The 19,907-nt window shown below is 74.6% G+C and carries 12 protein-coding genes; 5 read left to right on the forward strand and 7 right to left on the reverse strand.

The genetic code is table 11. The annotated features are described in order from the left end of the window. Positions 1-17: 17 nt before the first annotated feature. On the reverse strand, positions 18-2,381 hold the full coding sequence (locus WMF43_RS49840) for a methyltransferase domain-containing protein (RefSeq protein WP_437676023.1): 2,364 nt from the start codon (positions 2,379-2,381) through the stop codon (positions 18-20). Continuing rightward, positions 2,378-3,103 (reverse strand): archaetidylserine decarboxylase, encoded by a 726-nt coding sequence (gene asd, locus WMF43_RS49845; RefSeq protein WP_437684248.1) that lies wholly within the window; start codon positions 3,101-3,103, stop codon positions 2,378-2,380. The genes WMF43_RS49840 and asd overlap by 4 nt, the downstream gene beginning before the upstream one ends. Positions 3,104-3,653: 550 nt before the next feature. On the opposite strand from asd, the gene WMF43_RS49850 reads away from it, so the two are divergent. Both WMF43_RS49850 and WMF43_RS49855 read left to right on the forward strand, forming a co-directional pair. After that, positions 3,654-4,496 (forward strand): MBL fold metallo-hydrolase, encoded by an 843-nt coding sequence (locus WMF43_RS49850; RefSeq protein WP_437676025.1) that lies wholly within the window; start codon positions 3,654-3,656, stop codon positions 4,494-4,496. A gap of 56 nt (positions 4,497-4,552) precedes the next feature. Next, positions 4,553-6,034, forward strand: a complete 1,482-nt coding sequence (locus WMF43_RS49855; protein ID WP_437676027.1) for a sigma-54-dependent Fis family transcriptional regulator — start codon at positions 4,553-4,555, stop codon at positions 6,032-6,034. A gap of 105 nt (positions 6,035-6,139) precedes the next feature. Here the strand turns inward: WMF43_RS49855 and WMF43_RS49860 are convergent, their stop codons facing one another. From WMF43_RS49860 to WMF43_RS49875, 4 genes are all read right to left on the reverse strand, one after another. After that, a complete protein-coding gene (locus WMF43_RS49860; RefSeq protein WP_437676029.1) occupies positions 6,140-6,745 on the reverse strand; it encodes a hypothetical protein in 606 nt (201 codons plus the stop codon). Between the two features lie 137 nt (positions 6,746-6,882). Further along, positions 6,883-8,502 carry a hypothetical protein gene (locus WMF43_RS49865; protein ID WP_437676031.1) on the reverse strand — a complete coding sequence of 540 codons (1,620 nt, stop codon included), beginning with the start codon at positions 8,500-8,502 and terminating at the stop codon, positions 6,883-6,885. Next, complete coding sequence (locus WMF43_RS49870) at positions 8,499-11,354, reverse strand: DUF4175 family protein (RefSeq protein ID WP_437676032.1); 2,856 nt, start codon at positions 11,352-11,354, stop codon at positions 8,499-8,501. The genes WMF43_RS49865 and WMF43_RS49870 overlap by 4 nt, the downstream gene beginning before the upstream one ends. 167 nt (positions 11,355-11,521) lie before the next feature. Beyond that, positions 11,522-12,808, reverse strand: coding sequence for a GNAT family N-acetyltransferase (locus WMF43_RS49875; protein ID WP_437676034.1), 1,287 nt, complete (start codon positions 12,806-12,808; stop codon positions 11,522-11,524). Between the two features lie 205 nt (positions 12,809-13,013). On the opposite strand from WMF43_RS49875, the gene WMF43_RS49880 reads away from it, so the two are divergent. Further along, positions 13,014-15,011, forward strand: coding sequence for a DsbA family protein (locus WMF43_RS49880; RefSeq protein ID WP_437676036.1), 1,998 nt, complete (start codon positions 13,014-13,016; stop codon positions 15,009-15,011). Positions 15,012-15,328: 317 nt separating this feature from the next. Further along, on the forward strand, positions 15,329-16,324 hold the full coding sequence (locus WMF43_RS49885) for a hypothetical protein (RefSeq protein ID WP_437676038.1): 996 nt from the start codon (positions 15,329-15,331) through the stop codon (positions 16,322-16,324). A gap of 16 nt (positions 16,325-16,340) precedes the next feature. Here WMF43_RS49885 and WMF43_RS49890 read toward each other — a convergent pair whose 3' ends face one another. Then, complete coding sequence (locus tag WMF43_RS49890) at positions 16,341-17,849, reverse strand: hypothetical protein (RefSeq protein ID WP_437676040.1); 1,509 nt, start codon at positions 17,847-17,849, stop codon at positions 16,341-16,343. 754 nt (positions 17,850-18,603) lie between these two features. Here WMF43_RS49890 and WMF43_RS49895 point away from each other — a divergent pair. Further along, positions 18,604-19,899: a DUF1552 domain-containing protein gene (locus WMF43_RS49895; protein ID WP_437676041.1), complete on the forward strand. Its 1,296-nt coding sequence runs from the start codon at positions 18,604-18,606 to the stop codon at positions 19,897-19,899. Positions 19,900-19,907: the final 8 nt, after the last annotated feature.

A 19,907-nucleotide genomic window follows, 5' to 3' on the forward strand; every position in this document is an offset into this window, starting at 1 on the left:
TCGCGAGCCTGCGCTCCTCAGCCCCGCTCGGCAAGGATGATGAGCCGCGGCGACTCGGAGCCGAAGAAGACCCCCGGGTGCGCAGGGTGCCCGGTCACCTCGGTCACCTTGAAGCCCGCCTCGTGCAGCATCTTGCCGAGCTCGTGCAGCCCGTAGAGGCGGATGGAGTAGTCGATCTCGCGCGAGCGGCCGTCCTCGAACATCACGGTCCGCTTCACCTTGAGCCGGCTCGTGAAGAAGTCGACCTGCATCTCATCCATGCAGACGCAGCCGTCGCCCTCGAACCAGACCAGGCTCGGCTGGCGAGACGCGACGTAGTCGCGGTTCACGATGTCGAGCAGGAGCATGCCGCCCGAGCGGAGCGCGCGGCGGATGCGGGCGAGGACGTCCGCGTTCTTCTCGTCGTCGAAGTAGCCGAAGCTCGTCGACCAGCAGTAGATGCCGTCGAAGGTCTCCTCGAACGTCATCTCGCGCATGTCGCCCTGGAGGAAGTTCAGCTTCTGGCCGCGCTCCTGCGCGTCGTCGGCGGCGCGGGCGAGCATGGCCAGCGACAGGTCGTAGCCGACCACGCTGTAGCCGCGGCTCGCGATCTCGATCGCGTGGCCGCCGGCGCCGCACGCGAGATCCAGGATCACCGCGCCCTTCTCGACGCCGAGCCGCTCCTCGATGAAGTCGACCTCGCGGCGGACCACCTTCCCGTCGATCTTGTCGAGCGTGCGCAGGAAGTCGTCCCCGAAGAGCTCTTCCCACCACGGGCGCTTCCGGCGCGCGGCGGGCTCGGTCGACGGGCCGGAGCTCGGCTCGGGCTCCACCAGCTTCGCGGCCGGCGCCGCCGGCGCTGCCGCGGGAACGGACGACCGAGCGGACACCGACGGCTCGCCCTGCGGCGGGGGCGGCACCGAGATGGGCGGGGGCGGCACCGAGCTCGAGAACGTCGCGAGGTCGGGCGAGGCCAGCGCCTGCACGCGCGGGCGCCGGGGCGGCAACGGGGGCGGCGGCGGCGGCTTCTTGGGCTGCGCCGCCGGCGCGTCGGCCGCGGCGACGTCGCCCACGTCGACCGCCTCCGCGTCGCGCTCGGGCTCGACCTCCACCAGCTCGACGTCGCTGCTCCGCGGCGGCACGGTGGTGCGCGCCGCGTCGGTCTCCTCCTGCGCGCCCTCAGCGCCCCGCGGCGAGGCGCCTCGCAGGTCGGCCTTCACCTCGTCGGTCGGCTCGGGCTCGGCCTCGGCCTCGACCTCCGCGAGCTCGTCCGCGCTCGCCCCGGGCAGCCAGGCCAGCGGGCTCGCCTCGATCAGCGGCCCCGAGACCGGCCCGTTGTCCTCCGGCGCGACGGCCTCGCCCGCCGTGTCGCGCATCGTCGGCGGGCCCTCCGAGAGGCCGTCCTGGAGCCGGTCCAGCCCGAGCCCGGCCGGGGCCTCGTCCGGCTTGATCCTGAACTGGAGCGGCGGCCAGTCGTGCTCGGTCGGCTCGGTCAAGAGCGGCGGCTTCGAGGGCTCGGAGAGCGAGGCGACCGGCGGCTTCGAGGGCTCGGAGAGCGAGGCGACCGGCGGCAGGTTCGACTCGATGCTGACGATCTGGAGCGGCCGGATCACCGCGACCGAGTCCGGATCGATCAGGAGACCCTCCGGCAGCGGCACCGGCGTCGGCACCGGCATGGGCGGCACGCTCGAGGACTTCGGTGACGGGCGGGGGACAGCCCGGGGGGCGACCAGCTCGGCCGCGGTCGGCGGCGGCGCCGGCTTGCTCACCGGCTTGGCTTCCTCGAGCCCCGGGCTGCTGGGAGGCCGCTCGGCGACGCTCGTCCAGCCCTCGTCGATGAGCAGGCTCGGGCGCGGCAGGGCGGCGCCGATCTCGTCGGAGTCCCGCTGCGCGGGGGCCGAGTCCTCGCCCTGCGCCGGCGCGTCCCCCTGCACGTTCACGAGCCGCCGCGAGCGGCGCCGCGCGGCCTTCCCGCTGTCGCCGCGCTCCACCTCCGCGGCGCGCTCCATCTCCGCGGCCAGCGATTGCCAGGCGCGCCTGGAGCTGGGGCCCGGCAGGGGGTTCGCGTGCCGCGAGCGCTCCGTGGGCGGCCCGGCGATGCGCGGGTCGAGATCGAGATCCGGGATCTCCGCCGGCGGTCCGGCGGAGCTCCCGTCCGCGATGCTCGCGACCACATCGAGGCGCGGCAGCGGCGTCGTCGTCGCGAGCATCGGGCGCGCGCTGGGCGTGCGCGCGGGGCGTGGGACGGACGACGAGCGCGCGGGGAGCGGGCCCTGCTCCCCCTGCGGCGCTGGTGCGGCCGCGCTACCTGCTTCGCCCGGCGCAGGCGCGTCGGGCTCGCCGGAGGCGCCGCCCTCCTGGGCGGGCGCAGCCAGCGGGTTGCGCGGTCGCTCGCTCGTCATTGCTTGGCACCCCCGTCGAGCGGCTCGCCGTAGAGGATCGGCCCCGGCGCCCTCGTCCACGGGGGCGCGGCGCCGCGCTCCACGAACATGACCGTGGTGGAGCCGAGGTGGAACTTGCCGATCTCCTCGCCGCACGCGACCGGGAGGGCCGGCGAGATCGTGTGCACGCCGAGCGGCACGTCGCGCCCCTCCACGGCGCTCACCGTGATCCGTCCGACGATCATGGCGCCCACCATCACGACCGTCACGCGCCCCTGACGCTCGGTGTCGATCGCGATGGCGACGCGCCGGTTGCGCGCGAAGAGCCCCGGCACGTGGCGCTCGCCGATCGCGTTCACCGGGTAGAGCTCCCCGGGCATCGAGCGGATGACGCTCACCTTCCCCGCGATCGGCGCGTGGACCCGGTGGTAGTCGCGCGGCGACAGGTAGGTCACCGCGAACTGCCCGCCGTCGTAGCGCGCGGCGTCCGCGGGATCGCCCACGAGGTCCTCGACCCGGTAGGGCTGCCCCTTGATGGTCAGGCGCCCGCCCTCGGTCACGGGGCCGAGCGCAGCGACCCGACCGTCGGCCGGGCTGGTGATGGCTCCGGGATCGGAGCAGACAGGGCGCACCCCCTCGCGGAGCTTGCGCGTGAAGAACGCGTCGAAGCTCTCGTAAGGGCTCGTGGGCACCTCGGCCGCGTCCATGTCGACGCGGTAGGCGAGCGCGTAGAGCTTGACCACCGCGTTCAAGACGGCGGCAGGTGCCCTGGCGTCGCAGAGGCGGCCAACGGCCCGGGTAATGCGCTCTCGCGGAAGCACCCGCAACAGCTGTGCGGCGGCGTAGGTAGCAACGGTCATTGTGCGGAGCGGCGGTAACAATACGGGGAAAAGAGCAGCGCAGGAATGCTAGGCCTCGGGAAGGACCCAGGTCAACGCTCGGGTCAGGCGAACCTTCCCACGGCAGCGCAATCCCCCGGTCCAGCGGAGGAGCTCAGCCTTGACGCGACGCACGACACGCGACGTACGCGACGCGAAAGGCCCGCCCCCACGCCCCTCGTTTCATCCACGATGTCGCGAGCGCGTCAATCGCGAAGCGCCGCGCCGCGCCGGAAGCGGCGGCGCCGGCGCCAGACCACCCCGGCCGCGTGCTCCATTTTGAAGCGCCGATCCGGACGCCGCGCTGCAACTTCGAGCGATCACCGCGCGTCTCGAGGAAAAAGCAAACAAATTCCGAGGCGTGCGTCCTGGCATGCGGCTCGCTGAAGAGGTCTCGAGGAGGCGCGAGACAGCGATGGAGATCAGGTTCTGGGGAGTCCGTGGGAGCATCGCTTCACCGGGGCCGGAGACAGCTTCGGTGGGCGGAAACACCAGCTGCGTGGAGGTGCGCTGCGGATCGACGCGGATCATCCTCGACGCGGGGACGGGCGTGCGCAAGCTCGGAGACGCCCTGCTGCGGGAAGGGCCGGTCGAGGCGACGGTGCTGTTATCCCACCTGCACTGGGACCACATCCAAGGCTTGCCGTTCTTCGTGCCGGCGTACCTGCCGAGCTCGCGGCTGTCGATCGTGGGCAGCGCGCACGGGATCGGGAGCCTCCGCGAGGCGCTCGCGGCGCAGATGGCGGCGCCGAGCTTCCCCGTCCGGCTGGACGAGCTGGGCGCGCAGATCGCCCTGCGCGAGGCGCGCGCCGGCGAGGCGTTCGACGTGGGCGACGTCCACGTGCGGATCGCCAAGCTGAACCACCCGGGCGGCGTCCTCGCCTACCGCGTCGAGCACGAGGGGCAGAGCCTCGTCTACGCGACCGACACCGAGCACTACGCCTGCGTGGATCCGGCGCTGCGCGCGCTCGCGGACGGCGCCGACGTGCTCATCTATGACGCGCAGTACACCCCGGAGGAGTACCGCGGCGACAGCGGGCGCTCGAAGGTCGGCTGGGGGCACTCGACGTACGTCGCGGGGGCCGAGATCGCGCGGGCGTGCGGCGCGAAGCAGCTCGTGCTCTTCCACCACGACCCGCAGCGGACGGACGCGGGCGTGGCCGAGATCGAGCGCCTCGCGCGCGAGCTCTTCCCCGCCGCGGTCGCCGCGCGCGAAGGGCTCCGCCTCAACGTCGAGGCGCTCGCGCGGGCCGCGTGATGACGCAGGTGACGGCCAGGGCGGCGCCCTCTATGCTGGAAGTTGCTCCGTTATCCATGTCGCGCCTCTCGCTGCTCGTCGATCTCGCCTCCCTTCTCGCCCGGGAGGTCGACTTCGACGCCCTCCTCGGGACGGCATGCGAGCGGCTCGCGAAGGCGCTCCGCGCGGACCGCGCCACGATCTGGCTCGTCGACGCGGAGCGCGGCGACCTCGTGACGCGCGTCGCGCTCCTGCCCGAGCTGCCCGCGCTGCGGCAGCCGCTCGAGCGCGGGATCGCCGGGCACGTCGCGCGGACGGGGGAGGTGGTGCGCGTGGACGACGCCGCGGCGGATCCGCGCTTCGATCCGTCGGCCGATCGCGCGACGGGGTACACGACGCGCTCGATGCTGGTCGCGCCGATCCGCGAGGACGGCGCCGCGCCCGTCCGCGGCGTCGTCCAGCTCCTGAACCGCGCCGGCGGGCCGTTCGACGAGGAGGACGAGCGCTACCTCGTCGCGCTCGCGACGCAGCTCGCCCGCGCGCTCGCGCTGACCACGCTGCGCGCCGCCGAGGGCGGCGGGCCAGGGGTCGTGCTGCAGGGGCCGTTCAACCGGATCGTCGGCCGCAGCGCGCGGCTCGCCGCCGTGTACGAGAAGGTTCAGCTCGCCGCGCAGACCGACGCGACCGTGCTGCTCCGCGGGGAGACCGGCACCGGGAAGGGCCTGTTCGCGCGGGCGATCCACGTCAACTCGCGGCGCCAGACCCGGCCGTTCGTGACCGTCGACTGCACGACGCTGCCGGCGCAGCTCGTGGAGAGCGAGCTGTTCGGCCACGAGCGAGGGGCGTTCACCGGCGCGGACCGCCGCGTCCCGGGCAAGGTCGAGCTCGCGGAGGGCGGCACGCTCTTCCTGGACGAGCTCGGGGACCTGCCGCTCGACATCCAGGGCAAGCTCCTCCGCTTCCTCCAGGAGCGCGCCTTCGAGCGCGTCGGCGGCCGGCAGACGCTCCGCGCCGACGTGCGCGTCGTGTGCGCCACGCACTGCGACCTCGAGCGCGCGGTCGCCGAGGGCCGCTTCCGGAAGGACCTCTACTACCGGGCCCGCGTCGTCGAGATCGACCTGCCGGCCCTGCGCGAGCGCGGCCCCGAGGACGTCGAGACGCTGGCCCGGCACTTCGCGGACGTCTACGCGACGAGGTACGGAAGGCCGCCGCCGCGCTTCGATCTGGACGCGCTCCGCCACATCCGCGCGCACACCTGGCCGGGCAACGTGCGCGAGCTCGAGCACTGGGTCGAGAGCGCGATCGCCCTCGCCCCGGACGGCCGCATCACGGCGGGGCACCTGCCGGCGCGCCGGCGCGAGAGCGCGAGGGAGCCCGCCGCCGCGGCGCCCGAGGGCGACGCGCAGGTCGCCCTGCCGCTCGGCCTGACCCTCGACCAGGTGACGCGGCGCTACGTCGAGGCGGTGGTCCGGGCGTGCGAGGGCAACAAGACCGAGGCGGCGAAGCGGCTCGGCGTCGGCAGGAACACCCTGGCGCGCGCGCTCCGCGCGAAGGAGTGAGCCGCGCGGGGGTCCCCTCGCGCCTCTGCCTGCCGCCGGAGCGGGCGCGGCGCCGGCGCCGCGCCGGCGTGCGCCCCCGCGCGCCGGCGCCCCCGGCGCGCCCCGTCACCTCGACGTATCGCGCAACGAGAGGTTCGCCCCGGCGATCATCCCGGCCGGCGCCGCGTACCACGCCGTCGAGAAGTGCTCGAGCGCGGGGCGCGCGAGGAACACGTGCAGCTCGATGAAGCCGTGCAGGCGAAAGTAACGAAAGATGGGCCACTCGAAGCCTCCCCGCGCGCCGGAGCTGAGGAGCCAGGCGACGTTGTCGCTCGGCTGCAACCCCGCGAGGGGAATGGCCTCGACGCGCCCCGCCTGGGCGAGGCCGCAGGCGAAGACCGGCCCCTTGTGCCTGCACAACGCCACGATCCCGAGCTCGCTGTCGATCGTCAGCACCTTCGTCCCTGACGCGCTGGGCTGGTCGCTCTTGATCGCGAGGGAGCGCGGCTCGAAGCAAAGCGAGACGCTGGGCCAGCGGAGCGTCAGGGACGGCGCGAGGCCCACGCCCGTCGCGGGCGCCACGCCGAACACGAACAGGGCCGTCGCGCCGACCTCGCTGCGCATGCCGTCGGGGGGATCCTGCCGCGCGTCGAGCGCGTGAGCCCGGCTCGGCAGGGCGAGGCACAACGTGGCGACCGTGGCGACCGTGGCGGCGCGACCTGCGTGGAGCATCACGCGCCACGCTAGGCGCGCGCCTCGGAGCCAGGGAAGCCGCGGAAGGCGCGCGCCCGCGGAAACCGGCGCGGAGATGCCATTCCGGACAGCGGCGCCGATTCCTCACAGGGTCGCGTTTTTTCGACGGATCTCCGCTACGGCGCCGCGCGGCGCGCGGCCTCGCAGAGCGCGGACCGGATCGGGTCCCCGGGCAGCTCGGGCGGCAGCTTCTCCTCGCAGGCCACCTCGGGGCTGAGCGGGTCGAGCTCGATGCCCGCCGAGAACGCGCGGTCCGCGCCGGGACCTTCCCCGCCGTGGAGCAGCCCGTGCAGCGACCACCACCGGCCGTGGCGGCTGTGCACGTCCTCGACCTGTTCGACGAGCGGGGCCGCGCTCGCGCGCTCGCCCGAGGCGAGCAGGGACGCGGCGAGGAAGCAGCGCACCGCCGGCTCGTTCGGCGCGAGCGCCTGCGCGCGCGCGTGCTGGATCGCCGCGGCGGCGTAGTGGCCGCGATCGTGGAGCAGCTGCCCGAGCCGCACGCGCCTCCCGACCTCCTGCCGGTGCGGCATGTCCCCGCCCGGCGCGAGATCCGGCGGCAGGTTGCTCGGCACGGTCGCGAGGTAGGCGCGCCAGCGCTTGTCCCAGGCGGCGAGATCCGCCCCGGAGATCTCGGCGATCGCCCGCTCGAGGTCCGCGTCGCTGCCCGCTTCCTTGAGCCGGACCAGGAGCCGCGGGAGCGCGTCGTCGCCCGACTCCCTCGTCCAGTACTTGATGAAGCTCGCGACCTCGGCGAAGGCGACCATCGCCTCCTCCGCGCTCGGGAGCATCGCGATCGAAGGGCCGAGCTTGTCGAGCGGGCGACCGAGCCCCTTCTGGAGGCCCACGAACGCGAGCGCGTCCGAGGACGGGACGTCGTCGAGCGGGTCGGGCTCGCGCCAGCGGACCTCCTCGCGCTTGGCCACGCCCTCCTGCAGCCACAGCGGGGCGTTGTCGCGCGTCCCGCGCGAGAGCGCGAGGTGCGTCATCTCGTGCGCGAGCGTGTCGAGCCACGGGTAGCCGTTCGGGGTCGCGCGCGGGGAGAGCATCGTGACCCGCCCCCACTTGGCGATCGCGACGGTCCCCGTCGTCCGCGCCGCCTCCTCGGGCAGGCCCGTCATGGCCGAGAGCGTGAACTGGTCGCGGACGAGGTCGATCCGCAGCGGCCTCAGGAGCTCGACGCCGAGGTCCCTCGCGAGCACGTCGCGCACCCTCGCCGCGACGTCCACGAGGAGCGGCACGAGCGCGCGATCGTCGTCGTCCTGGAGCCGCACCCAGACGCCGCGCGCCTCGTCGTTCACGACGACCGTCGCGGCGGTGCCGCGGGCGCAGCCGCGGGCGATGTCGCCGAGCGCCGCGCCCTCGGCCGTCGCCGCGAGGTCGGGGCGCCCGAGGATCGCCGCGGCGCCGTCGCAGTCGCCCTCGTAGATGGCGAGCCGCCCGCGCTCGAGCGCGAGCGCGGTGTCCGCCGGGTCCACGTCCTTCAGGATGTCCCGCGCCGCCGGGACGTCGATCTCGAGGATCGCAGCCCGCGCCCGCGCCGCGCGATCGAGATCGCCGACCGATATGCGGCCGGACGCGGTCGCCGGCAGCGAGGCGAGCGCGGCGAAGGCCGCCGCCTTGAGGCCACGCGCCGCGATCCCCGCGGCCGCCCGCGGCGGCCTGGCGGCCGCCCGCGGCGGCCTGGCGGCCGCCCGCGGCGGCCTGGCGGCCGCCCTCGCACCACCGTTGCGCCTCATTTCAGGAGCCCCTCCGCGTAACGCTTGACCGCCTCGCGCAGCCGCGGCTCCGAGGCGCCGCCGAGCCCCTCGAGCACGCGCCGCCGGAACTCCTCGGGGCCCTTGTGCTTGTCCTTGTCCGGGATGTCGGCCTTCTTCGCCATGTCCCTCTCTCCCCCGTCCGGCTCCGCGTCGCCGTCCTGGGCCTGGTCGTCGCTGCGCGACATCTCGAGCAGCCGCTGCGCGTCGCGCTGGCGCTCGTTGCCCTGCTCGCCGTCGCCCTGGGAGAGGGCGCGCTGGGCATCGCGCATCGCCTGCTCGGCCTCGTCCAGGCGCTCGAGCATCTCCTCCGGCATGCGGCTGTCGCCGCGCTCGCCCCGCTTGCGCAGCTCGCGCGCGCGGTCGGCGAGCGAGCCCTCGCGCTGGCTCGACCTCTCCAGGCCCTCCCGCGCGCGCTCCGACGCCGCCTGCCGGAGCTTCCGCAGCGCCTCCTCGGCCCAGGCCAGCTCCTCGGCGAGCGCCCGCTGCGCCTCGGCGGCCTCGCGGCCGGCCCGCTCCTCGGGGAAGAACCCGTGGCTCTGCGCCCCGAGCCGCGCCGCCTCGCCGAGCGAGCGCACCGCGCCCTCGCCGCTCTGGACAGCCTCCTCGGGGCGGCCCTGCTCCAGCGCGCCGGCCATCGCCTCGGCCTGCTCCCTGCCGGCCGCCGCGGCCGACTCGGCCGAGCCGGGCGGCGCGCCGGGCTGCGGCAGATCGCGCACCGCTTCGCGGATCGCCTCGGCGTGGCGCTTCGCCTCCTCGCGCAGCGCGGCCAGGTCCTCCGGCGTCCTCGCGCGCGAGAGCTCCTCGGCGACCGCGCTCGTCTCGGCGGCGTGGTCGCGCGCGAGCTCCTCGAGGTCGCGCTCGCCCTGCGCGACCTCCTGGTCGGCGCTCGAGGCGTCCCCGGGCTCGGGCCCGCGCGGCGCCCCGGACTCCACCCCGCCGCGGCCGCCGCCGAACGAGGGATCCGGGCGCCTGAGCCGCGCCGCGAGGTCGCGCGCCGCGAGCTCGGCGTGGTGCCAGTCGCCGGCGCCGCGGGCGCGCGCGATCCTGCGCAGGTCGTTCGCGACGATCTCGCCGAGGTCGAGGCCGAGCTCGCCGAGCTTGCGGAGCTCGATCCCGCCGCCGGCGAGGACCGCGACCGCCGCGTCGAGGCGCCCCTCGCCGCCCGCGCGATCGCCGCCGCCGAGCAGCTCCGCCGCCTGCGCGGCCTCGTCGGCCACGTCGGCGAGGCGCTGCGCGACGGCCTGCGCGTCGCGGAAGGCGAGGCCGCGCAGGCCGGCGTCGAACGCGAGCAGCGCGCCCTCGGTCTCGTCGAGCAGCGCCTGGTGCGCGGCACGGGTCGTCGACCGCCGCTCCGCGGCGAGCGCCTCGTCGAGCCTGGCCAGCTGCCCCCGGGCGAGCGACGCGATTCGCCCCCGCACGCGGAGCCCGCCGTAGTCGGCGTCGAGCGCCCGCTCGATCTCCGCCCGCGCGGCCGCCTGCGCCTCGGCCTCGTGCGCCGCGTGCGCCGCGGCGCCGCGCGCGTCCGGCGCCCTCTGGGCGATGCGGTCGGCGAGCAGATCGGTGAGGGCGTCGCGCGCCTTCGCGAGCGCGACGTAGCGCCGCGCCTCCGGCTCGCCGACCTGCGGCGGGACGACCACGATCGCCTCGCTCCTGCCCCACTTCGGGCCCTCGATGGGGTCGTTGTCCCGCGCCTCGATCCGCACCTCGATGGGCACGTACGTCCGGCGGAAGAAGGGATCGCGGGCCCGGAGCTCGTAGCCCCCGCGGTCGACCTTCGCGTCGGCCGCCGGCCGCGAGAGCACCCGCCGCTCCTCCTTCGCGCCGGCGCGCAGCACGAGATCCACCTCGCGCAGGCCGTGATCGTCGGTGACCGTGTAGCGGAGCGGGATGCTGGGCTCCTCGAGGAGCTTCACGGTGCGCGGCGCGCCCTCGAGCGTGACGCGCGGCGCGTCGTCCGGGATCGACACCACGCGCTGGGTGTCGGCCTGCCGGACGCGCACCTGCCCGAAGCGCGCGGCCGCCTGCAGGGTCGTCGAGTCGCCGAGCGTCCAGCGGGCGATCACGCCGCCCTTGCCGTCGTCGACGAAGGGGACCTCTTCGCCGCCGTCCGTCAGCACGAGCGCGCGCCCCTCCCGGATCGGGCGGCCGCGCACCGTGATCACCGTCCCCCGGGGCTGCATCGTCGTCGCGAACGGCAGGAGCACCTCGGCGCCCTGGTGCAGGTACTCGGGCGGCGTGGCCGTCATCTCGATGTCCTCGAGCCACGGCAGATCCAGCGGGGCCTCGCCGCCGCGGGCGGCGAGCACGTCGAGCCCCTCGACGACGCGCGACGGCTCGAGCGCCGCGGCCGCGAGCGAGAGGGCGCCGAGGGCGAGGCCGGCGGTCGCCCACCGCGCCGCGGCCTGCTGCGCGCGGGCGACGACGCGCGCGTGCGAGGCGCGGCCGAGCAGCCGCCGGAGGTGCAGGGCGGCGAGCTCGGGCGACCCGACCCGGTCGTCCGCGGCCGCGCGGCCCTGCAGCGCGAGCGCCCTCAGGGTCGCGGCGCCGAGCGCGGCGTCCGTGCGGCCGACGATCTCGCGCACCGTGCGCCGGGCGTCGCCGCGGCGCCGACGCGCGACGAGAGCCCGCGCGGCGATCGCCGCGATCAGCAGCGCGAGGCCGGCGCCGGCGAGCCCGCGGGCGAGCGGAGAGCCGAGGCGCGCGAGGTGCGCCGCGCCGAACAGCCCCGCGAAGGCCGCCGCCACGAGCGCGCGCCGCGCCGAAGGGCCCACCTCCGCATCCCACGCGGAGCGAAGCCGCGCGATGGAGAGCGCCGGCGCCTCGTTATCCATGGTGGCAAGGGTAATCGGCGGCCGGAGGGGGTCCAGCGGATCGGCGCGGTCCGGGGCAAAACCGCCTGGCGGTGAGCTCCCTCGGGCTCCGCCGCGCCCCGCGTCCGCTTCGCGGCCTCCGCGGCCTCCGCGTCCTGCCCGCGCGACGCGCGGTCAGGACCCGGCGCTCAGACGTCGAGCTCGCCGTCGGTGATGAACCAGCTGTTCGGGTCGAGCACCACGCGCCGCTGCTCCTCCGGGAAGCTCGCGTCGACGTGCACGACCAGCCACCGCGACCCGACGTGCGGGGGGTGGGGGCGAGCGAAGAAGCCGAGCGCCCGCAGGCGCGCGTTGAAGGAAGGCGGGGTCACGAGGAGCATCCCGACGGACACGTGCCCCTCGCGCCGCATCGCCTGGCAGAGCTCGAGGATCAGGGTGTCGAACGTCGCGCCGTCGTCCTCGGCGAACAGGTCGGACACCTCGACCTTGTTGTTCCGCACCGCGTAGACCGCGTAGCCGAGCAACCGCCCGTCGTGCCCGTCGAGCAAGCAGAAGAAGCGGTATCTGGCGGTGCCGAGCTGCGCATAACGCCAGTTCAGGAACTCCGCGCTCCGCTCGCCGACGATCGGCGAGGGCTTCGCCCGGGCCCAGAGCTCGTCGAAGCGGTGGTCGGCGGCGTCCACGAGCTCGCTGCGCACGCGCCGCCGCTTCGCGAGCAGCGCCGCGGCGTCCTTGAGCGCCATCGAGGCGTCGAGCGCGCGCCCCGCGGTGCGGATCAGGAGGTTGTCCGGCTTCACCGTCGCCCGCTGCACGAAGCGCTCCGCGGCCGTCGACAGCGCGTGCGTGAGCGGCGCGGGCGGGTCGCCCGGCGCCGCGGCCTCCCAGAGCGCGCGCCAGCGGGGGTGAGGGACAGCCCCGGCCGCCCGCTCGGCGACCCGCTGCATCACCGCGTTCACCGTGCTCTGCTGCTCTCCGGCCGACGCGGCGGCGAGCTCATTCAGCTTGTACGCGGCCAAGAGGGGTCGGACCCAGATGATGGAGTCCGCGATCTTCTTGTATCCGGCGCGCTGGAAGATGGGAAAAGAGGCCTTGTTGGGGAAGCCATAGAGGAAATCGACGCCGGCCTCGCGGCAGCCCTTCGCGAGCTCGCGCTGGATGCTCATGGCGGCCCCGGCGATGCGGTGCGCCTTGGTCACGCCGAAATCGCCGAGCACGCCCGCCTTGAGCTTCCGCCCGCCCACATAGATGTCGCGCGGGAAGAACGAGCCGCTGCCGATGACCTCTCGCCCGGGGCCGTAGAAGCCCATCCACGTCCGGGCGGGGCCGGCCGGGTTCTGCTCCTGGAACCAGCGCATCCGCCGCTCGAGGACCTCCGACGAGACCTCGCCGTGCGCGAGGTTCTCGTTCCAGAGCCGCGCGAGGGCGTCCCTGTGCTCTTCTGGCTGGATGCGGGCGGCGCTGTAGACCTTCTCCATGGCTCTCCGGTGCGCTCTGCTGACGTGGCGCGCGGTGCGCGGCCGAGCGGCGCGCCGGGGCCGTCATGGCTGAACGCGATGAGCGCGTCAATCGCGCCTGGGGCCGCTTCCCGGCGCGCTGCTCGGGACGTTAGCGGGTGTCTCGGCCGGGCGCCGCGCGGCCCCGGCGCGGCGACGCGCGCGAGAAACGGAGTAGACTCCCGCGATGATCCGCCGCGCCCTCGCCGCCGTCGCCTGGCTCTCGCTGCTGCTCGCCCTGTCGTGTTCGCCGTCCGTGCCGCCCGCGCCGGCGTCGGCGCGGGTCGCCGTGGCGAGCGCGCCGCCGAGCGCGGACGCCGCGCGGCCGCCGTATGACGACGCCGCGCTCGATCCGCTCGACGCAGGCCCGGTGCCGGTGACCCGCGTCGATCCGGCGCGCGGCAGCCGGCTCGCTCCCGTCACGATCGTCGTGTTCTCCGACTTCGAGTGTCCGTTCTGCAAGGTCCTCGACGGCACGCTGAGGGAGCTCGGGCGGCGGTACGGCCCGGATCAGCTGCGGATCGTGTGGAAGAGCTACCCGCTCCCCTTTCACAAGCAGGCCCGGCCGACCGCCGAGGCGTCGATGGCGGTGTTCGCGCACGCCGGCACCAGAGGCTTCTGGGCGTTTCACGACGCGATCTTCGAGAGCGACGAGCGGCTCTCGCCGGAGGTCGTGGCGACGGCGCTCCGGCGGGCGGGCGTGACGCCGGGCCAGGTCGGGCGGCTCGTCGAGGAGAGCAAGGCGGCGCGGAAGGTCGACGCGGACATCGCGCTCGCGGGGCGGCTCGGCGTGACGGGCACGCCGACGTCGTTCGTCAACGGCGTCCTCGTCACCGGCGTGGAGCCCGAGGAGAGCTTCGCCGCGATCATCGACGCGCAGCTCGCCGAGGCGCGGGCGCTGCGCGCCGAGGGGACCCCGCCGGAGCAGATCTACGCGGCGCTCTCGAAGAAGAATTTCGCCGCGCGCGCCGATGACGAGCGGGGCGAGGACGACGAGGAGGCGCGGGAGCGCGCGACAGTGCACCTCGTGCCCGTCGGGGACTCGCCCGTGCGGGGCAAGGACACGGCGCTCGTCACGCTGGTCATGTTCGGCGATTACCAGTGTCCGTTCTGCCTCCGGGTGATGCCGACCATCGACCAGCTCGCGGCGCAGTACGGCGACAGGCTGCGCGTCGTCTGGAAGGACAACCCGCTCCCGTTCCACACGATGGCCGAGCCCGCCGCGGAGCTCGCGCGCGAGGCCTGGGCCCAGAAGGGAATCGACGGGTTCTGGGGCGCGAACGGGCTCCTCTTCCGCGTCCAGGGCGACCTGGGCGTCGCCCCCCTCGAGGCCGCCACCCTCGACGTCGTCGCGGCGGATCTCCGGCTCAACGTGGCGGCGGCGAAGCGCGCCGTCGCCTCGCGCAAACACGCGGCCAGGATCGAGGCCGACATGGAGCTCGCGGACGACCTCGGCGCGCGGGGGACGCCGTGCTTCTTCATCAACGGCCGCCGCCTGCTGGGCGCGCAGCCGATCGAGCAGTTCCAGGCGATGATCGACGAGGAGATCGCCAAGGCGGAGGCGATGGTCGTGGCAGGGACGCCGCGCGCGAAGGTCTACGAGGAGATCCAGAAGCAGGCTGTCCCGCCGCCGCCGCCGCCGAAGGTGAGCTTGCCGCCGCCGCCCAAGGGCCACCCCGGCAAGGGCGCGGCCGCCGGCAAGGTGGTTGTGCAGGCGTTCTCGGACTTCCAGTGCCCCTTCTGCGCGCGCGGCGCGGCCACGATGGATGAGCTGATCAAGGCCTTTCCGGGCAAGGTCCGGGTGGTCTTCCGCCACCTGCCGCTCCCGTTCCACCCCGACGCGCAGCTCGCCGCCGAGGCGGCCATGGAGGCGCTCGCGCAGAAGGGGCCGGCCGGCTTCTGGAAGATGCACGATCTGCTGTTCAAGGACCCCCGCCCCGAGAACCTCGACCGCGCGGCCCTGGAGCGGCACGCCGCGAGCATCGGGCTCAACGCGGCGCGCTTCGCCAGGGCGCTCGACGAGCGCACCCACCGGGCCGCCGTCGAGGCCGACGCGAAGGTCGCGGCGGACGCCGGGATCCACGGCACGCCCGGGTTCGTGATCAACGGCTATCTCATCAGCGGAGCGCAGCCGCTCGCGAAATTCAAGAAGGTCGTGCGCCGCGCCCTCAGCGAGGCGAACTGAGTCGGGCGCCGGCGCCGCGTTGATGCGCGCGGCACGCCTGGAGCGCGCGGCGCGCCCGGAGCGCTCGGCTGCGCTCCTCTGCGCGCTTCGGCCAGGGCCCCGCGACGTCCGGTGTTTCCCGTCGACATCGGGTGTTGCCCAACTGTTAGCATGCCCCAATGCCCAAACCGCGCGGTCGGGGGACATCGGCCGAACCCAAGCGCACCGTCAAGGCATCCAACGGGCGCGCGCGAGCGCAGCCGCACGCGAAAGGGATCGTGCGCGGGCGCGCCGAGGAAGCGCCGCCGGCAGCGCTGCGCGAGCGCGCGGAGCGGCCCGTGAGCTCGAGGGCCATGCCCAGAGGGGCGATGAAGGCCGGGACCCCGCCGGTGGAGCGCGCCGCCGAGGGAACGGCGCCGCCGCGGAAGCGCGCCGCCGAGCAGGCCCGCCCCGCGCCGAAGCGGCGGGCCCGGGGCGGCGAGGTGGGCGAGGTGAGCGAGGTGGACGACGAGGCGCCGGCGCCGCCGCGGCCGCCGGAGCTCGACTGGGACGACTCGCCGACCGGCGGCGCCGCCGCGGCCCTCGCGCGGCGCTGGGCGGCGCGCGGCGAGGAGCTCTCCCGGATGCTCGCGGCCTACGGCGCCTCGCTGCACGAGCACCGCGCCGACCTCAAGGAGGGGCGCTTCGTCTGGCTCGCGCCGGGCGGCCGCGTGTCCGCCGAGGCCAGCGCGCGCCTCCTGTGCAGCTGGTCGCGGGCCACCTCGGTCCTCGCCATGGCGTGGGCCGATCCGCTCCTCTACGCCGCGGGCATCGGGCCCATCGACGGCATGCCCGCGGAGCAGGACGACGTGGACGAGGAGGCCGCCTGGCAGGCCGCGATGGCGGCGGCCGACGCCTGCGGCGCGGCGTACCTCTACCGCGTGGCGACGCCGCAGGCCTGGTATTTCCTGGCGCTCGACGCGCCGACGTTCTCGCCGGAGCGCGACTCCTTCCACCCGGGCGCGCCGGTGGGCCTCGTGCTGCGCGCCATCGCCGAGGTGCGCGAGGCGATCGCGTCGCGCGCCGAGCCCGCCGACGTCGTCCGCGACCGGCTCTGCGCGCTCGGCGACTCGCTGTTCCACCAGGCCAGGTACGCCTACCGCGAGACCGACTGGGTCGCGCGCCTCGACCGGACCGGCACGTGCCTGACGCACCTCGCGAAGCGCATCCCGCGCGTGAGCTTCAGCGCGATCGCCGCCGGCCAGCGCGTCGACGAGTGGCTGGAGCGCGATCTCGCGGTCGAGCTGATCGACGCCCTCTCGCTCATCGAGGACGAGTGGAGCCTGTTCGGCTGAGGCGCGGGCGCGGCCGCTACCGGAACAGCGTGACCGTGTAGCCGTGCGGCATGAACGGCGCGTCGTCCGGATCGAACGGGCGGCTCCGGATCATGCTCCCCGCGTTGACGCCCACGAGCAGCAGCCCGGCGAGGCCGTCGAGGCCCACGACGGTGCGCTCCGCGCGGGTGCTCCCGAAGACGCCGGCCACCTCGAGGCGGCCGGCCTCGGCGCCCTGCGTGTCCACCTTGACGATCGCCCAGCGGAACACCGCGGGCAGCTCCCACTCGGCCACGAGGTTGATCTCGGCGGCCTTCAGATCGTCCGGCGCGGCCGCGCCGGCGGCGGACAGATCGAGCCAGAGGTAGGTCGCGCCGGTCGGCTCGATGGGGCGCAGGGGCGCGACGCGCCGCGGGAGCGTGGCGAACGGCAGCGACCACTCGAAGCGCACCCGGCCGAAGTCGCCGAAGCGCTCGGCGCCGGCGAGGTGCGCGCCGTCGCTGCGGCTGCCCAGGAAGGCGCGCGCGATCGCGAAGTCGAGGAGCACGTCGCCGAGGTCCTTGCCGCGGAACCGGAGCGACTCCCGCAGCGCGTCGAACGTGTCGGGCTCGCCGACGAAGCGCGGCGCGCCCGCGGGCGTCGACTGCGCCGCGATGGCGAGCAGCGACGCCGCGATCTGCGCCGGCGCCCCGGTGCCGTGGGCCTGATCGAGGTACCACGGGAAGAGCAGGGCGCCGTCGAGCGCGCCGAGCGCGGCGCCCGTGAGCGCCCGCTCGGGCGCGCGCTGGAAGGCGTCGACCGCGGCGAGCTCCTCGGCGGCGCACGGCGCCGCGAGCGAGGCGAGGTAGCTCGCCGCCATCGCGAGCGCGCCCTCCTCCGCCCCGGCGTCGAGACGCGCGGCGACCGCGTGCCCGAGCGCGTAGGCCGCGTCGGACGCGCTCGCGCACCCGCCTCGCCCCGGCGCGGCCGGCGCCGCGACGACGGCGAACGCGCTCGCGGTGTCGAAGCGCTCCCCGAGCGCCCGCATGTCGTGCCCGACGCGGAGGGGCCCGCGGCGCGGCCCGCGCTCCAGGTAGAGGTCGTACGACGGGCCTCCGCCCCGCTGCCCGTCCGGGAGCGGCCGCGGCAGGCCGAGGGCGTCGTAGGTGCGCATCGCGGCCTCCAGGTGAGCGAGGCCCTCCAGGAGGGCGGCGCCGGGGACGCCCGCGGGCGCGTGCACGCAGACGGGCAATGTGAAGGAGCACGCGCGCTGCGGCACGTCGCGCTCGTCGGGCCGTTGCACCGGCGAGACCACGGGGCGGCCGTCGCTCGGCGCGGCGGCATCCTCGGGCGGCGCGCCGGCTTGGGCGCTCCCGGCGGGCGACGGCGGACCCGGCAGAGGCGCGTCCGGCGCGCGCGCCGCCGCCGCGTGAGGGCCGCCGAGGCCCGCGGCGAGCGCGAGCAGCGCGAGCGCGCTGGGCGCCCTGCGCCGCGGCGCGCGCGTGCCCGGGGGCCCGGGCGCGCGCTCCGGCGCCTGGGGTGGGGCGTGCGTGGGGCACGGTCTCATGGGGAGCACGACAGCCATCTGTGGGGGGCCGCTGGCGAAGATCTGCCATCGGCGATGGGGCCTTAGCTCATCGCACGAGCGGCGGCTCCTGCCCATCCTCGGGATGCGCCTTACGCCGGCGGCTCGCCGGCCGCGGTGTCGGGGCTGGAGAGCGCGCCGCGGAGGGGGTCCGGGAGCTCTTCAACGCCTCTCATTGGGAGCGGTGCCCGGACGAGGATCATGCAAAGAGATGATCGGACGGGAATGCCATGAGATGCTCGGATTGAACAGGTTGATCCGCCAACATGTCAGGGACACCATGAATACAAAATTCCGAGTTGTCCCGGGAGATGCTCGGATGGAATAGGTTGATTCGCCCACATGCCGAGGGCACCATGAATATAAAATTCCGAATTATCCCGGGCTTCGTGGCGTCTTGGCGGCTTCATCGTTCGATCGCTGTATCAGGTACAGCCGCGCACCGCGATGAAAAAGGCGCATCCGGCCGCCTCTGGCACATTCTTTGGATGTTGCTCCGCTGATTCGCGGGCTCTCGCTGGAATATTGAAGGCTGCGCACTGCCGAGCTCGCTCACGGCTTGTGGTGAATGCGCGCCGAACTCGTTTCAGTCCAGGATCATCCCCGGAATCGCATGGATCCCGCGCCCAGAACCTCTCTGGGTTCAGGCGGCGCGCGGCGCGACTTTTACTCGGAGAATTCGAGTGTTCGGCGCCGTTTTGTCTCGTGGGCATGACCTCTGCAGACGCCCGTCGTTATGAATCGTATATCCAGACGTCGCTTCGCCGCCGGCCTGGGCGCCGGCCTCCTCGCCGCTCCGTTCCTTGGGAGGATCAACCACCTTCGCGCCGACGGTGGGACTGTCCGGAATCTGGTTATATTCTTCTCTCCCAACGGAACTCACCATCATCTCTGGCGCCCGCAGGGCTCTGGAGCCAGCTTCTCTTTCCCTGCGGGCTCGATCCTCGAGCCGCTCGCGGCGCACAAATCCGATCTCGTCATCTGCGACGGCATCGACTTCAAGGGGGTCGACAACCACGAGCCCGGCATGATCAACATGCTCACGGGCGGCGGCACCGCCGGCAGCGCCAGCCGCGGCCAGAGCCTCGACTGGTACGTCGCGCAGGAGCTCGGCGGCCGGCCGGTCAACCTCGGCATCTACACGAGCCCGTGGGGGACGGGCGCGCAGACCCGCATGTCGTACAGCGCGGCGGGGCAGTTCGCGCCCGTCATCGACGAGCCGCGGACCGCCTACAACCAGATCTTCGACGGCTTCACGGGCAACGGTGATCCGACCGGGACGGGATCTGAGGAGGTCGATCCGAAGAAGAAGCGCCGGCAGAGCATCCTGAGCGTCACGAACAGCGAGATGGAGGCGCTGCGCGCCGGCGTGCCCGCGCGCGAGCAGACGAAGCTCGACGCGCACATCGACGGCCTCAAGCAGATCGCGCCCGGCGCCAGCGCGGGCGCGGGCCCCGTCGCCGCGAGCTGCAGCACGGCGCCCGCGCCCCCGCCCTCGTACAACCCGACCGACGAGGACGCCGTGCCGGACATCGCCGTCGCGCAGATGGACCTCGTCGCCGCGGCGCTCGCGTGCGGGCGGACCCGGGTCGCGACCGTCCAGTTCTCTCACACGGTCTCCCCGCTGCACCTGCGCTGGCTCGGCCTGGCCGGCTCGGACCACCACTCGCTCTCGCACGCGAGCTCGGGCGAGGACGTCGACAAGTTCCGCATCGCGGAGCGGTGGTTCTCCGAGCAGTTCGCCTACCTCCTCAAGAAGCTGAAGTCGACCGCCGGCTCCGGCGGCGGCACCCTGCTCGACGAGACGCTGGTCGTGTGGGCCAAGGAGCTCGGCGACGCGCCGCTGCACCGGTGCGAGTCGGTCCCGTTCGTCCTCGCCGGCGGGGGCGCCTTCACGCCCGGCCGCTACATCAACTTCGGCGGCGCTCCCCACCAGAAGCTCCTGGTCTCGATCTGCCAGGCCATGGGCCTCACGAACAGCAGCTTCGGCGACGCCTCGAAGGGCACTGGCCCGCTGGATGGGCTCGCGTGATGCGCGGT

It is taken from the genome of Sorangium sp. So ce131 (assembly GCF_051519095.1).
In the GTDB taxonomy this organism is placed as follows: Bacteria; Myxococcota_A; Polyangia; order Polyangiales; family Polyangiaceae; genus Sorangium.

Coding starts and splice junctions, on each gene's coding strand:
- WMF43_RS49840 (WP_437676023.1), bottom strand. CDS start 2,381: ATGACGAGCGAGCGACCGCGCAACCCGCTGGCTGCGCCCGCCCAGGAG.
- WMF43_RS49850 (WP_437676025.1), top strand. CDS start 3,654: ATGGAGATCAGGTTCTGGGGAGTCCGTGGGAGCATCGCTTCACCGGGG.
- WMF43_RS49855 (WP_437676027.1), top strand. CDS start 4,553: ATGTCGCGCCTCTCGCTGCTCGTCGATCTCGCCTCCCTTCTCGCCCGG.
- WMF43_RS49860 (WP_437676029.1), bottom strand. CDS start 6,745: ATGCTCCACGCAGGTCGCGCCGCCACGGTCGCCACGGTCGCCACGTTG.
- WMF43_RS49865 (WP_437676031.1), bottom strand. CDS start 8,502: ATGAGGCGCAACGGTGGTGCGAGGGCGGCCGCCAGGCCGCCGCGGGCG.
- WMF43_RS49870 (WP_437676032.1), bottom strand. CDS start 11,354: ATGGATAACGAGGCGCCGGCGCTCTCCATCGCGCGGCTTCGCTCCGCG.
- WMF43_RS49875 (WP_437676034.1), bottom strand. CDS start 12,808: ATGGAGAAGGTCTACAGCGCCGCCCGCATCCAGCCAGAAGAGCACAGG.
- WMF43_RS49880 (WP_437676036.1), top strand. CDS start 13,014: ATGATCCGCCGCGCCCTCGCCGCCGTCGCCTGGCTCTCGCTGCTGCTC.
- WMF43_RS49890 (WP_437676040.1), bottom strand. CDS start 17,849: ATGAGACCGTGCCCCACGCACGCCCCACCCCAGGCGCCGGAGCGCGCG.
- WMF43_RS49895 (WP_437676041.1), top strand. CDS start 18,604: ATGAATCGTATATCCAGACGTCGCTTCGCCGCCGGCCTGGGCGCCGGC.